Raw genomic sequence first — 16,570 nt, forward strand, 5'->3', positions numbered from 1 at the left:
TATACCCTAAATAAATACTTATGGTTTTTTCTTATATAGAAAATAAATATCAACGGACCTTTCATCAATTGTATTAATGATCGTGTCGGTAAGAATTAATTTATAATTTTCCAATAAGAATGGATTTCGTTTTAAACTATACGGCGTATCAATAGAATCCATTTTTTCATAATATCCATTACTAGGTATGTATTGCTGTATGATAACAAAATCAGTTTTTTTATCTTTTAAATATTGAAATTGTTCGTCTCTTAATTGAGGATAAAATTTATGAGAAAGATTAGGAGTAACAAAATACTTAATATTAGGTACTATATTACATGTAGTAAAAAGATTATTTGCCAGACCAAATCCTAAATTTAATAAAGTAGGATTATTTTCTTTCATAATTTCCTTTTTTAACCTCATGGTCATTAAAGCTTTTCGGTCATAATTTTCATCCGTTAATATCCATTCTTCTATGCGCGTATTATCAAGTCCAGACATCCCCGCACAGGTAAATACGAATACCAACATAGTAAAAAATAATGTTTTACTTGAGTTTATATAAAAAGAGCCAAAACATTTTTGGAATATAGCTCCAACATATATAAAACCTATAAATCCGAAAATTAAAAAAGGTATAGGATAATAATATTGAAATTTACCCATAAAGATAACCGAATATAAAATAAATCCGGAAAATACTATACCTACTCTAGCAAATCTATTTTTAACATATTTAAATGGAAATAAAAATATTCCCATAAAAGCAAGTAAAAACAAACAGGTGGGTTCTAAAAATAAATAAAGAATTCTTGCCAATAACCTTAAAACAATATCCTTAGGAGTTCCTAATTTTGCATAAGCACTATTCAACTCAATATATATTTTATAAGCCTCTTCTAAACAATTATGTGTGTATAGATATCCAATAACAGGGATACTAACAAATAAAAACCCTAAAATAAATGCTAAAATATTGTATAAAAAGTTTTTATATTCCTTATGATATAAAATATTAATAAATATTGCTGAAAGAGGAAAAATCCAAAATGCTATAAGATTTATTTTAGTATATAACACAGCAGTTACTAACAAACCATTAATAAACATATATATAGGTTTGTGAATAGGGTTGTCAGATTTAAAATATTTAAAAAATAAGTATAAGGTGACCCCTTCCATACATAAAATAAATTCTTCAGCAGAACCTCCCGCTTTCATAATTTTAATTATAAAAATAAAGAATGCGGTGGTAATTACAAAAGAAATGAATTTACCTAAGAATAGTCTAGAAGTAGAATATAAAGACAATGATAAAATAAACCAGGAGGCTAATTCAATTAAAAACATCCCGAAAAAATTTTCATTGGAAATTATATATCCGGCTGCATAAATAAAAAATATGAAAGGCCCTTTATGATCGAAAATCTCAGTATATAAAGCCCTTCCATTAACCATTCCCTTTGCAACATTAAAATAAATGTTAGGATCTGCCCATTCATTTGTAGTATAAAGAGGGGACATCTTTGAGCATATGAATAAAACACTTAATACATATATAAATAGCAAAAAGTAAATATTTCTTTCAGAAGTTTTTTCCATTTTATAAAAATTAAATATTTTACTTACTATTCTCAATAACTAGATTTTCGATGAGCTCTGCAGCTTTTTTATTTCCTCCGGCTTCAATGAAAGATTCTTGAATTTCTTTTGCTGCTTTTTTATATTTTTCATTATATAATAATTCGTCAACCGCATGTTCTATATCCATAATTCTCATGCGTTTGTATTTTAACCGTATGCCGCATCCGTATTGTTCAATTAAAGTGGCGGTATGAGATTGGTCAAAAGCTATAGGTATTATGAGCATTGGAATACCATTCATATAAGTATCACAAACGGTATTTAATCCTCCATGACCAATTACTACATCAATATGTTTTAAAAGTTCAAGTTGTGGCACATAACTTTGTACAATAAAATTATCCGGCCATTTTTCTATAATAGAAGGGTCTGTTGCCGCAACAACAGTTACGTTTTTATCTTTAAGAGCCTCAATCATTTTAGTGAAAAACTCTTTTCTGATATCTACCAGGACAGTACCTAAAGATATATATATTTTAGGATTATTATCTTTATTTAATCTGTCCCAATCAAAAGGAGTATTATCCGGGCGACCGGTTAAAGCTCCGATAAATTTCATATAAGAAGGATATTCTCCATCATTATATCCTGCAAATTTTTGAGAGGTATAAAACATATTAACTTCTTTAGAAGAAATTAATTCTTCATCACCCGATATACCTAAAGATTTTTGCAAATTTATGATGGAATCATGTACCCATTGAGTTACTTTTGGTGCTGTTCCCGGATCATGAAGTGTATTAGGGGTAACAGGGGTGATCGTAGCCAATGGAATTTTTTTAACATGAGCTACAAATGCTCCCGCAAATGTAATACAGTCATTGATAATAACATCCGGCTCATAAGTATCTACTAACTTAGAAAGCTCGGCATACATTATTCTGGCAAAAGGAATATAAGTACCCTGAAGACCCAATTTTAATGCTTCCAAAGCAGGTAATTTAGCCCCTCTGTCTTGTAGTTTAATAATATCTTGTATTTCTTCTTTATTTTCTTGATATGATTCTTTTAATATAAAAAAAGTACCGCCTGCCGGAATAGTTTCTGGTTTTATTTCGGTTAATCCGGCCCATGCGACTTCATGACCGTTTTCTAATAAAGTTCTACCTATACTTAGACTGGGATTGATATGTCCAAAAAAAGGAGGGACAACAAATAAGAATTTTGACATAATGTTTAATTTTTTACTAATGTTTGTAAATAGTCTGCTCCTTTACTCACTCCTCCTGCTTTTTCAAATGAATTTTGAATCATTTTTGCATTTTCACTAAATGATTTCTGATTTAATAGTGATTCAACAGCTTCTTTTAGATGAGAAGTTTTAAAACGATTAAAATTTAAACGTATACCTGCACCACTATCTGTAACGCAACTGGATACAAAAGATTGGTCATAAGCAATGGGAATAACTACTAAAGGAATACCGTAAGACAGGGATTCACAGACCGTATTATTTCCTCCATGACATACCACTGCTTGCATCTGTTGAATTATTTCAAGTTGGGGTATGTTCTTTTGAATAATAAAATTATCTGGAATATTTTCAAATAAGTCAGGATCGGATACTACAATAACAGTAATATTTTCTCCCTCAAAAGCCTCAACAACTTTACTGAAAAATTGTTTCTTTTGTGTATGATCAAATGTGGTTCCTATACTTACTAAAATTTTGGGACGATCTTGACCCATTTTTTCTAGTTTTTCCCAATTAAAATCAATTTTTTGAGCGCGTGGTGATAGTACAGGTCCTATAAATTTGTAATTGGATGGCAAATCGGTCTCACCGAAAAATTCTCTTGAGGTGTATACCAAAGTTAATAATTGAGAACAATCAAGACGATCATATCCGGAAACACCGTATTTATTTTGAAAAGCTATAACCTGTTCACCTTCCCATTCATGAATTTTTGGAAACGAAGGATTAACTTTAATTGATGCCGGTGCAGTAACGGAAGTAGCATAAGGAATATTTTTTTTGAATGAAGCAACAGCTCCGGCAAAAATTTGATGATCGGAAATCACCACATCCGGTTTATATTCATCTAATGCATTTTCAATCCCATTCATCATTAATGAATTCATGGGAGTGAGAACTTCTTCATATAAAAATTTAAGACTGTCTATTCCATATACTTTCTTTTTTTGAAGCTCTTGAGCATGTTCAAAAAGCTTTTTTTTTGCCATTTCATCCATTTCTAAAGGAAGAACAACTAATTGGCCTTTTTCAGGCAATTGAGCTTTTAAATTAGCATCTAAACTATACCAGGTAACTTCATGGTTTCTATTTAAAAGTTCATTGCCAAGGCTTAATGTTGGATTAATATGACCTGTAAGGGGAGGAACTATGAAAGTAAATTTTGCCATCTAGTAATTAATTTATTAAGTAAAAAATTCACTCAGTTTTTCGTTAATCCATTCAGGATTTTGAATTGGAATGTTATGATCTCCTGTTCCTGAAAATAAGGTTGAATCAGGAATATAGGTATTTAATAATTTTCCATCCGGTAAACAATCCGATTCATTCCCATAAAGTAATAACGTTTTATTTTTTATGAGACTCATATTTTTTTCTGTTGAAAAATTCTTATCCTTTATTAAATCTTGAGGCATCGAAGTTTCATGAAGTAGAAAATCAAATAATTTTTTACTTTTTTCAAGCTGTTTGTTATTAGGAGTAATATTTGTTGAAATACTATAATTTTTCATATAGTGTTCGATATACTCATTACCATATTTTTCAAGAATTTGCTCTGTATCTCCATTTTTATCTGTAATAGGAGAATCGATAATAGCAAGTTTTTTTATTTTATCCTGATGGTGAATTGCTGTATATAAAGCTATTAAACCACCAAAACTATAGCCTACAAGATCAACTTTTGATAAATTTAAATGATTTAAAAGATCCAACAAATCATTAGAAAGAGTTTCTAAATCATACCCATTATCAATTTTGCCGCTAAGGCCGTGGCTACGTAAATCATACATAACCACGTGATATTTTTTAGCAAGTTCCGGAGCTATATTAAAATAAAATATGGATAAATTGGTAAACATACCATGAACCATTACAATTGTTTCGGAAGCTTCCGGATTGAGTTCTAAGATGTGAGTTTTTCTGTTATTTATCTGAATTATTGGCATCTACAATATAATTAACAACATCGTTGATTGATAAATTGATTAATTGATCCATATCCATACCTGATAACCATCCATTAAAATCTATATTGTCACCATAGGTAGCTTTTACTTTCTCCGCAAATGAAACAATTTCAATACTGTCCATTTCCAAATCTCTGGTAAAAACACTTTCCGGCTCAATAGTTAATTCTTCCGCTACGTCTTCGCCAATTACTTCAGTAATAAATTTTTTAAGTGATTCAAAAATAGTTTCTTTTTGTTTTTCTATAGAGTCCATCCGATTATGAATTTATTATTATGTTTAATTGTTTTTATTATAGTTTCATTGATAGTTAAATTTTCACCATCAATAGATGTTACTTCATATTGCTTAGGATTTCCGTTTAATCCAACACCAAGCATTTTTCCATAGGCTTCTTTAGCCACCCAAAAACGAGTGCTCCATTCTGCAATATTTTCTTTTGATTTAATAAGAGTAAGTTCTTTATCTGTGAATGCAATATCTAAAAAGCCTTTGTCACGTTCCTCAATGGTTTCTATATCAATCCCTACCGGCTTATTAGATACCATACTTACCGTATTGCTTCCTTTATGAGCAATTGAAATTTCTAATGACTTAGTTTCCGGAACCCCGTGTATGGATGGCTTATTTTTTTCGTTGTGCTGAATAGAAAATTCAATAGGGAAATATTTTATACCATTTTGTTTATTGATGTAATCTCTAACACTATCCTTTACGCATACACGACTGATTAAGAAATCTTTTTTCTTATTTAACATTAAAGAATCATATCGACGTTTTTCTTCAGTGTTTAAATATATATGCATCAAGAAATCTTGATTAACAGCTTTTTTATATCGGTCATCGAAGAAATAAACATTCGGTGCAATTTCATTTGCCAAAATATGATCCGCCGGACTCATATTCGTATTCCATAGTCTGGTGTCAAAACCTTCAAATATTTGATTTTTCCAATTTTTAATTATACACCAAATTTTTCCGTCGCGTTTCATGATAATATCGGCAGTTGCCAATTTATCTACATAGGAGGTAGGAAGACAAATACATTCAAAAATTCCTTCTTGATCTTCTACATCTTGATAGAAATTAATTTCTTCAATTTTTACCGGAAAACTAACTTTAGATTCTCCCTCTAACATCAATTGAAGATATAAGCCATAAAGTTGACCAATAGTATCCATTAAAGAACCTTTACCAAAAGATTTCTTAACAATGGCTCTTAATCCTTTTTTAGAAATGTTTGTAACTTCTAAAATACCTTGATATCCGGGACCATGAAACATATGATCTTTATAAATAATTTCCGGAGTAGGGAGAGCTACCGCATTTTCTCCAAAATCAATATTTTCAAGATAAACAGGGTCTACACTTGGATATGCATCGCCTAAAGTTACATCTCCATTTGCGAAATTTTTGATTTTCAAAGAAACTACATTTTCAGTTTTCCAAGTTCCTTCAATGGTATGTTGGAAAGGTTTATATACTTTCATCCATTGGAAAACACTTACAGGTCCCAAACGAAGAACTTTTTTATTTAAGTTTTGTTTATGAGCCGCTTCTATTAACAACTCAAAAGTCATGGTCATTGGTATAACCGGACACATATCTTCAACAACTTTCCAATTTTTAGGTTGTCTGAATAAAGAATGATCTATTATATAAGGATAATTCTTTAAGTCGATATCTAATTTTTCTTCAAAAGAACTTCCAACTTTTATCTCTTGAGTAACCGTATTTGGAATAATTGGTTGAGGAGCATATTCTTTTAAGGGTACAAAATCAGTAACTAAATAATCAGAATTTGATGCAAATGCTTTTCTTGTTTCAACCATTTCAGTAAATTCCTTTTGCATGAGAATAAGTTCTTGAGTATACTCATTCATCGCTTGAATAACCGGATGATTGGATTTAATGAAAAGAGAATTTATAGAATCTGATTCGGTAGTATGAATTTTATATTTATTGGATAATTCCTGTAATAAAGGAAAGTTTTTTACCAAAGATTGGTTTTCAGAAACTTGAATTTCTTCGATAGAAGAAGTTTCCTTATTTTTAAGACCTATGAAAGAAGTATTAATTTCTTTACCTTCAATGAATAATAAAGAAAGTACCCTTCTCAATTGTTCCAAAGTTGAAAGTTTAGGAACTGTAGCCGATATTGCAGCATATTCTTTATTTTTAAGAATATCATCCACAAAACCAATTAAACTTCCACTTCCTATTTGTATAAAAAATCTAACATTTTCTTTTTCATATAATTTTTCAATTAATTCACGAAAAAGAACGGCTTGAGTTAGATGTTGCATGGTTAATTCTTTGAAAGATTCAAAATCATGCGGGTAAACATCTAGGGTAGTGGCCGACCAAACAGGAATGTCATTTTTTTCGATCTTAATGTAATTAAGATCGTCCAGTAAATAAAGCTTCTTTTTTAGGAATGGTGAATGAAAGCCCGATTTAAAATCTAAAACTTGATAAAATATACTTTTAGATTTTAAGATTTGTATTAATTGATCTTTTGCTGTTTCTGTTCCACACAAAAGAACTTGGTTGGGACAATTATCATTGGACAGGTAAAGATCCTGGATTCCATCTAAAATGGGATTTACTGTTTCTGTACCGGCACCTACGGCGATAAAATACACATCGTCCATATTGTATTTTTCCGGATCCATTGAATTTAATAAATTTTCAACGGATTCATCAGAAACCAGACCACCTGATTTTGCTGCGAACCATTCTCCTAAACTATGCCCTGCAGTTAAATCGGGTATTATACCCATTTTTTTTAACGCTCCGTCTATAATTTCACCTCCGTGAAATTGTTTAAAAGACTGGTCAAGTAATAAATTACCTGTAATTCTTTCTTTAGGTATTTTATACCCAAAATATTTTGCAATACTTTCTACTTCCGGATTAGATGAAGGGTCGAATCCCGGAAATAAGAAAGCTATTTTTTCATTATTTCTTAAAAGAGGTTTGTTTGAGAACCAAATATCTTGTCTTCCTTTCCAAGGCTTATCTTTTGAAATTAATTTTTTAGCTTTTTCAATACGATCCGATGTCGGATTAAAAAGAACTAATCGATAAGTACCGTTTGGATCAGATAAGGAAAAATCTCTTTTATCTAAAGCTTCAATTAACGCCTCTTTAGATGAAGCGGAAATAGCAATCGCTTCGTTGTCAAAAACCGGAATTGAAGAGTTGTTTTCCTCGGCATGACTATGTGCCTGTAAAACAACGTGTGCACTCATACCGTCAATACCAAATGCGCTAACCCCTGCATGCAACGGAATTTCTTTTTCATTCCAATCGATTATTTCAGTAACGGGTGTAATTTGTGTATTTTTTAGTGAATTATTAGGATTTTCACAATTCAGAGTTACAGGAATTTTCTTATTATATAAAGAAAGTGCAGTTTTAATTAAACCGGCCATACCGGACGCAGAAAGAGTATGTCCGATATTGGATTTTACCGATCCGATTAAAACTTTTCCATCTTTGAATAGTTCAGAAAGTACATCAATCTCAATTTTATCATCGCTTTTAATAGCTGTGCCGTTAGCCTCTATATATCCGATATTTTCAGCCTTAACTTTTGCATTTTTCCAAGCCTCCTGAATAGCAGTTTTTTGTCCGTTTGAAAAATTATTTCTATTGGAAGCAATTCCCACCCCTTTAATTACAGCATAGATACGATCATTATCGGAAAGAGCTTTACTTAATTTTTTTAGTACAATAAATCCGGCTCCTTCGCTTAACAAAATACCATCAGCATCTTCATTAAAAGGTTTAATCTCTTGTTTATGAGATAATAAACCCGATTTTGAAAACATACTCCAATAAGGAGAATTTTGGCTAAATTGCATACCTCCGGCGATTGCAATTTCGACCTTATTAGCAAGTAATTCCTGTATTGATTGTTCTATGGCAAGTAATGAACTTACTTCGGATGCATCGATGGTATAGGCAGTTCCTTCAGTATTAAAATGAGAGGAAACTATTCCCGCAATTGACTTTGTCGTATGTTCAAGTTGTAATTTGTTTTCTTGAGCCCCTTTATCCTTTTGAAAAGCCTCTTTAACTTTTTCAATGTCTTGATCGGAAATGGACGGAAGTATATTTTTAACGGCTAAAGCAAGTTGCTCACTGGTACGAACAATATCGATCCATTTTAAGTCATTGGAACTAATGTAATTTTCTTTTCCGATTATAATCGAAGATTTCTTTAAAGAAATATTTTTTTCAAATACAGAAGCATCCTCTAATGCTTGATAGACTAATTTTATTACTAAAAGCTGAGTAGGGTCTAAATGCTGTACCTGTTCCGGTGTTATTCCTATTTTAGATGGATCAATTGTAATAGGAGGAATAAATCCTCCTTTATTACAATAAATATGATCTAATTTATTTAAATTATTTTTAAAGTAGATTGAATCAATTTTTTCTTCAGGAACATCAGTTATGGAAGAAGTTCCTTTCAATAAATTGTTCCAAAAATCATTGATATTATTTGCTCCTGGAAGGAAACAAGACATTCCTACAATTGCAATATCTGTATCTTTCATAGTTATACTCAGATTCCGAAAAATTGTTTAACTCCTTGATCACTTCCTCCCATAATTAAAACTTGGTTATCATTACCATATTTTAATTCGTTAACGAATTCACGAGCTCCTTGTTTTAAAGGAATCATAGCAACACCTCTTTTATTAAATTCATTTTCCAAAGAGCTGGATACCATTCCTGCTCCTTTCCAAGGTCCCCAATTAATAGCTAAAACTCTGGCGTTGGTTTTTCCCTGGATAGCCCACGAAGTCATGTCAAACACGCTGTTGGCTGCAGCATAATCAGTTTGTCCTCTGTTACCGTATACAGAAGCGATGCTGCTGAAGAAAATAATGAATTTAATATCACTATGAAGTTCGTCTAACAGTACGTGTAAAGGATTTATTTTAGTAGAATAAACTTGTTCGAATGCTTCTAGGGTTTTATGTGTAAATAACTTATCAACTAAAAGTCCTGCTGCATGAATGCATCCGTCAATTCTACCGTATTGTTTGTACGTATCTTTTATAAATTTCCTTAGTCCTTTTTCATCTGTTACATCTAAAGAAACATATGTTACTTTAGAACCTGACTTTTCAATTTGGGCTATGGTTTGTATAATTTGATTGGTCTTATCAATTTTTTGAGCTTTTTTCTCTATTTCAGTAGGAGTTTTCATTTGTTCTTCATTGATAAGATATTTACGGATTTCATTTTTATCTTTTAATGAAATGTATTTTTTATCTTCCTCAGTAGGTTTAGCGGAACGTCCTACCAAAATATAATGACAAGGATATTCAGAAGAAAGTTGATTAGTTAATTCAGCGGTAATTCCTTGAGCACCTCCTAAAACAAGTACTACAGATTCTTGATCCAGGTCTAATTTAGAGCTTCCATTTACAGCAAGAGCTTCAGGTACTAAATTAAGACGAAAACGTTCGGTATCTTTATAAATGACTTCAGCAGAAATGTCTTTTGCTTGTATTTCATTTAAAACAATTTCCGTTAAATTTTTAGAAGTAAATACAGTATTAGATATAATAGCTCTACAATTTATTTTAGAATATTCACGAGCTAAACTTTTGATTAATCCCGGAAAACCTTGAATTTTCTTTAATTCTTTGATATCTTTTTTACCTTCTAAATCACCCATCAGGTCACTGAAGCTATAGATCCATTGAATACGATCCATATCAGCACTTTTTATAAGAGTAAAAGCATCTTTAATAGTATAATGCTTAGATGATTCTGAAACCTCTAGAATAAGAAGACCATCGTAGTTTGAAAGATTTGTATTACTGTCTGAAATGATATCTACTGTAGCTCCTTTTGCTTCTAAAGCTTTTTTAAGATCTTTAGCCATAGATTTTCCATCATCAGTAATTGCAAATTTTTTGCCTTCTATTTCTATTTTATCTGATCCATTAATTGGATATTTTTCAAGTTCAAAACGAGTTCTTAAAAGAGGTTCGTCTTTAGCTGAATCAAGGTTTTTTTCTAATTCTGAAATTGATTCTGCATCAAAAGATATTTCATTTACAGCCGGTGAAGCTGCAATTTGCTTGTCTGTTTTTTCTGAAGAATCCCCATTTGCTAAATCTTCAATCCATCCGATAACCCCGTTTAATGTTTTTATAGAGGCCATTTTTTCGATAGCATCTTCAGATTCCTCAAAATCAGAAGTAATATTTAATCTTTCTCGTAATGCTCCAATTATTTCCATTCTTTTAATGGAATCGATACTTAAATCAGCTTCTAAATCTAAATCCAAACCTAACATATCAATTGGATATCCGGTTTTTTCACTTACGGTATTAAGGAGAGCATCTTTAATCACTTCCAAAGAAAGGGCTTCTTTCTTAGCACTTGAAGTTGCTGCAGGTAATATATTTGTAGCTACAGTAACTTCTTGAGATACGGGTTGATCTGATTTTACTAATTCTTCAACCCATCCGATAACACCGCTAAGTGTCTTAATAGAAGCCATTTTTTCGATAGCATCTTCAGATTCTTCAAAATCAGCATTGATTTTTAATTTTTCTTTTAAAGCTCCAATGATTTCCATTCTTTTAATGGAATCTATACTTAAGTCAGCTTCCAGATCCATGTCTAAACCTAGCATATCAATAGGATATCCTGTTTTTTCACTTACTGTATCAAGCAAAGTGTCTTTGATTACTTGAATTGATAAAGCAGGAGCTGAACTTTGAGCAACCGTATGTACCGGTACAGCGACTTGAGCCGGAACAACTACCGTTGGTTGAGGAGTAGCAATTTGATTGCTTTGAGTAGGCACTTGAATAGTTGTTGTTGCTTGAGGAGCAGCAATAGTTGTTGGATTTTGACCAAAGTATCCTAACATGACGTCTCTTTGGTTTTGTATCATAGATCTCATGTTTCCTAAATATTCAAGGATAACATGATCCGCTTGAGTAAGATTGTTATTCATGGTATAAGTATCGGAAATAGCTCCAAAATTTAAATTTATCGGTTTGCTAATTGGAAGTGCTCCGTTGGGAGGAAGACTTCCTACGGAAGGAATAGCATAATGGCCATTGATAAGCCAGTTTGTAGCTCTCTTTTTATATTTTTCCGGTTCATCAAAATTTATAGAAGTAACTTTTCTACCTTCAAATAGTTTTTCAAGATTTATATTTCTTCCGGTAGCAATATATTTAGCTAATGCATTAAGTAAAAAGGTAATTCCTTCTTTTTCTTTTTCTTCGGTTTGAATTGTAGTAATTTCTTGAGCACCTAATGTAGATTGAACAAGATTTATGAGAACTTTACCCGGGCCGGTTTCAATGAATACACGCGCACCCTCTGCATACATATTAGTAACCTCTTTGGTAAAGTATACTGGATTAATTAAATGCTCAGCTAAACGATTTTTAATTTCTTCAGGTTTGGAAGGGTATAGTTCTGCAGTTGTATTAGACCATATGGACAACGTCGGAGAAGTAAAATCAACAGAAGAAAGCTCTTTCAAATATAAATCTTTAGATTTATTCAATAGTGGACTGTGGAAAGCACAATCTACGGCCAATTCTCTGTAAGTGATTTTCTTATCCGTAAGTTTCTTCATAAACTCACTCATTGCAGCAGTAGAACCGGCAAGAATGGTTTGTTTATTAGAATTGAAGTTAACGGCCCAAACTTCTTTTTCTCCTTCAAGTAATGATTTTATTTCTACTTCCGGTAGATTTAATGCAATCATTTTACCCTTATCTTGTCCAACAGCATCTAAAATTGCATGGGCTCTTTTTCTACTTAAAGAAACTAATTCTTCAGGTTTGAATACTCCTGCAAAACAAAGCGCAGGAAGTTCTCCATAGCTGTGTCCTGCAACCATATCCGGTTCAATTTCTAACGATCGTAAAAAACTAGCGATCGCATAATCAACGATACCTAATGATGGCTGGGCATTTTGAGTTTTTGTGATCGTAGTTTGCTGTAATTTCTTACTTTCATCATCAAAAACTGCATGAGGGAATAATATTTTTTCAACCTCTTTATTTTGAATTAATAAGGATCTCATAGCTGGAAAAGCCACAAAAAGATCACGAGCCATATTAATTCTTTGACTTCCTTGTCCTGAAAATAAAAAGGCAACTTTACCTTCCTTAGGATCCCTTAGATAAATTCCCGCTTCTTCTTTATTGGAAAGAAGAGATTCAATTTTATCTTTTAATTCAATAGTATTGGAAGCTACTATAGAAGCTTGAATATCTTTATTGTTATCAGTTGCTAAACTATAAGCTATATCTTTTAAGTTTAGAGAACTGTTTATTTCAATTAAATTTTTAACTTTTTGAGCAATTTGTTTGGCTTCTTGTAAGTTATCCCCTTTGAAAACAAATAATTCGGAAGGCCAAGAAGTTAAGCTGCTTGTCGTAGGAATTTCTGATTTATAATTTTCCATAACAACATGGAAATTGGTTCCACCAAAACCAAACGCACTTACACCGGATATTCTTCTTTCACTGCTCCAGATTCCCGCTTTAGTATTAAATTTAAACGGACTGCTTTCTTTGTTATAAAAAGCATTCGGATTAGTTAAATTGATGGTCGGCGGTTGAATACCGTAATAGGTTGCTAAAGCCGTTTTAATTAATCCGGCCATACCGGCAGCACATTTAGTATGTCCGATTTGAGTTTTTACAGACCCTAAATGAGTTTGTCCCACTAAAGCTCCGGACTCTAAAAACATTTCAGTCAATGCGCTTAATTCCGTTTTATCACCTACAACAGTTCCTGTTCCATGAGCTTCAATTAATTCAACTTCTGAAGGTAAAACACCTGCATGTTTATAGGCTCTTTGTAGAGCTTTCATCTGACCTCTTTTGTTTGGAGCGGTCATACCTAAGCTTTTACCGTCACTGCTGGCACCTGTTCCTCTTATTACGGCATAGATTCTGTCCCCATCGCGTTCTGCATCTTCCAATCTTTTTACCACAATCATCCCAATTCCTTCTCCTAAAGCAATTCCATCAGAATTAGCATCAAAGGAAGCACATTTTCCTTTTCTTGATAAGGCATGTGTTGCAGAGAACATTAAAAAGTCATTTAAACCATTATGTAAATCTGCTCCTCCTATGATGGCAATATCTGTTCTATAATTTTGTAATTCTTGGCATCCTATATCTACTGCTGCAAGAGATGCACCACAGGCAGCATCAACTGTATAGTTGGTACCTCCTAAATTTAATCTGTTGGTAATTCTACCGGCCACCACATTGGATAAAACCCCCGGGAAGGAATCTTCATTAAGTTTAGGAAGCATATTTTTAAGTTCCTCAGGAAGATCTCCGAAAACTTGTTTAGCATATCCTCTAAACCCATAACTTGAAGCTAATTCGGTTGCTCCTTCAGCACCGATGATAACAGATGTATTTTCTCCATCGAAAGTTTTCATGTCATAACCGGCATCTTCCAATGCTCTTTTAGCCACTAAAAGGCTTAATAACTGCACCGGTTCTATAGAAGCTAATGATTGAGGAGGGATACCAAATTCTAACGGATCAAAATCAATGGTTGGTATAAAACCACCCCACTTAGAGGAAACGAAATCAGTGTCTCTGGTGTCGGGATTATAGAAAAGTTCTTTATTCCATCGGTCATCAGGAACTTCGGTAACACAATCTTTACCGGACAAAATATTTTTCCAGTATTCCTCTAACGTTTGGGCTTGAGGAAAAATACCTGCCATACCTACAATTGCCAATTTAGAACCACTAGGTTCTTTAGTTGGTTCTGTAAGGTTTTCTAATTTTGAAAGAACTTTATTGTTTTCTATTGCTACGTCTTTGTGGAGTTCTTTTATGGTAGTTGAATTGCCTCTTAATGCACCAACCTGTCCAATCATAAATACCCCTTTATTTAACTGGTCTTCATTGGATAGTTTGATAAGTTCTTTACCCTGTCTTTCAATTCCTTTTGCAGCAATTCTTTGACGTCCCAAGTTCATTTCTTCAAGTTTCAACCAAACTTCTTTGGAATCCAAACCTTCTGCAAATAATCGTTGTTTTTCTTGATCGAATAATTTGGTAAAAGGGGTAGGTAGAGCTCTGGTTTCTTGACCTGGAGCCGCTTCTAGTAAAACGGTTTTATCATGTGCTACGGATTGTTTTTGATATTCATCTGAGATAGCACCCGTTTCCACAGCTTCTTTTGTAAATAAGTAAGAAGTTCCCATCAATATACCAATTTTAGCTCCTTTTGCTGCTAAGGATGCAGACATAATAGAGATAAATGCAGAAGAAAATGCATCGTGAATTCCTCCTGCAAAGAATATATTTAATGTACTTGGTTGGTCGTCTTTTAATAAACGATAGATTTGTTTTTCCCAAAGAACCATACTAGGTAAAGGGCCAACATGTCCACCGCTTTCTCTTCCTTCAAAAATGAAATTTCTGGCACCTTCTTTTAAGAACATGTCCAGTAATGATACAGATGGTACATGTAAAAATGCTTTGATACCTTCCTTTTCATAAGGTTTAGCTAATGAAGGTCTTCCACCTGCAATGATAATAAAAGGAGGTTTATTTTCAAGGATGTATTTCATTTGCTCTTCACGCAATGGTGCCGGAGCAAAACCTAAGATACCCACACCCCAAGCCTTATCTTTTAATAGAGCATGTGTTTTTTCAACAGCATCTTTAGCTGCTTGTCCAATCATCAAGCTCATTGCTATAAATGGAACACCACCTTCATTGGCAATTTTTTCAGCAAATTCAGGTACGTCACTTACACGGGCCATAGGACCTTGAGCGATAGGAAATCTGGTTCCTAATTCTTTCGCAAGAGGGCTGTTCTCTCCGATTATATTTAAATTTTTAGCTTGCAATAAATGCCCATAGGCAGCTTCTTGAAAAGCTATAATTAAATTTTCAAGCTTTTTGTATCGTTCTACAAAATCCACGGATAAGCAAATATCCTGCCCCATAGGAATTATATTTTGAGAAAGATCCAGGCCGCCTAAAAAAGGTAAAATATCTTCATATTTTGCTTGTATTGGTAATTCCGGTGAATTTTTTCTAAGTAAGATTCTGAAATTGTCGATAATAACAGTTTCGCTTCCACTCAGTTTGTTAAAAATATTTTTTAAATCTTTAGATATACTACATTCTGGAAAAAGAGCGATTTGACTATCAAGTATGATACCTTGTGCCCCCATTGCTAAGGCAGCAGCAGAGGTATGAATACCCATTCCTCCTTGTATGTAAATTTTAGTTTTTAATTTTTTGTGCTTGTTTTTGATTCCTTGAAAAAGAACGTATGAGGATTCATAAGCCACTTTTCCTGCTCCTTCATTTCCTTTTAATATAATTGATTCTACCCCTTTTTTGATGGCTTCTTCTGCTTCATCCAATGAGTGAACTTGATGAAAAATTTCTATATTTTTTTTAACAGAAATTTTAAAATTAAAAGGAATAAATATTTTTGTTACATTTTCAGGAAGTGTAAGGTCAGCCATTGATTCTGACACAAAACATACACCAAATGATTCTCTTGTTTTTTCAGAAAGTTCATTTAAACTTTGAATAGCTTTGTTTTTATCTCTTCCTAAATGTAGGATTGGAAAAGCCCCGGTTTTAATAGTTTTTAAGGCTAGATCAACGTCAGGTAATTCAAAAGGAGAAAGAACAAATAACTCTTTTTTTTCTTGCATGGCTTAAAAAAATTGTATTTAGTAAATATTTAACTTATCAATGTTTTTTACTACTTAAG

General features: G+C 32.5%; 7 protein-coding genes. All 7 read right to left on the reverse strand.

Going from position 1 to position 16,570, the window contains the following annotated elements; translation table 11 throughout:
• Positions 1-18 precede the first annotated feature (18 nt).
• From GYM73_RS00765 to GYM73_RS00790, 7 genes are read right to left on the reverse strand one after another with little or no spacing between them, the layout of a single operon-like run.
• A complete protein-coding gene (locus GYM73_RS00765; RefSeq protein ID WP_220233826.1) occupies positions 19-1,587 on the reverse strand; it encodes a hypothetical protein in 1,569 nt (522 codons plus the stop codon).
• Between the two features lie 19 nt (positions 1,588-1,606).
• Positions 1,607-2,800 (reverse strand): glycosyltransferase, encoded by a 1,194-nt coding sequence (locus tag GYM73_RS09925; protein ID WP_255570993.1) that lies wholly within the window; start codon positions 2,798-2,800, stop codon positions 1,607-1,609.
• Between the two features lie 5 nt (positions 2,801-2,805).
• Positions 2,806-3,993, reverse strand: a complete 1,188-nt coding sequence (locus GYM73_RS09930; RefSeq protein ID WP_255570994.1) for a glycosyltransferase — start codon at positions 3,991-3,993, stop codon at positions 2,806-2,808.
• A 15-nt stretch (positions 3,994-4,008) separates the two neighbouring features.
• On the reverse strand, positions 4,009-4,770 hold the full coding sequence (locus tag GYM73_RS00775) for an alpha/beta fold hydrolase (protein ID WP_160542460.1): 762 nt from the start codon (positions 4,768-4,770) through the stop codon (positions 4,009-4,011).
• On the reverse strand, positions 4,748-5,047 hold the full coding sequence (locus tag GYM73_RS00780; RefSeq protein WP_105296282.1) for an acyl carrier protein: 300 nt from the start codon (positions 5,045-5,047) through the stop codon (positions 4,748-4,750). Before GYM73_RS00780 ends, GYM73_RS00775 begins: the two co-directional genes overlap by 23 nt.
• The gene (locus GYM73_RS00785) at positions 5,035-9,360 is read right to left on the reverse strand and encodes a type I polyketide synthase (protein WP_220233827.1); all 4,326 of its coding nucleotides are present in this window, start codon (positions 9,358-9,360) and stop codon (positions 5,035-5,037) included. The genes GYM73_RS00780 and GYM73_RS00785 overlap by 13 nt, the downstream gene beginning before the upstream one ends.
• An 8-nt stretch (positions 9,361-9,368) precedes the next feature.
• Positions 9,369-16,511: a type I polyketide synthase gene (locus GYM73_RS00790; RefSeq protein WP_220233828.1), complete on the reverse strand. Its 7,143-nt coding sequence runs from the start codon at positions 16,509-16,511 to the stop codon at positions 9,369-9,371.
• Positions 16,512-16,570: the final 59 nt, after the last annotated feature.

The organism is Apibacter sp. ESL0432 (assembly GCF_019469225.1).
GTDB lineage: Bacteria > Bacteroidota > Bacteroidia > Flavobacteriales > Weeksellaceae > Apibacter.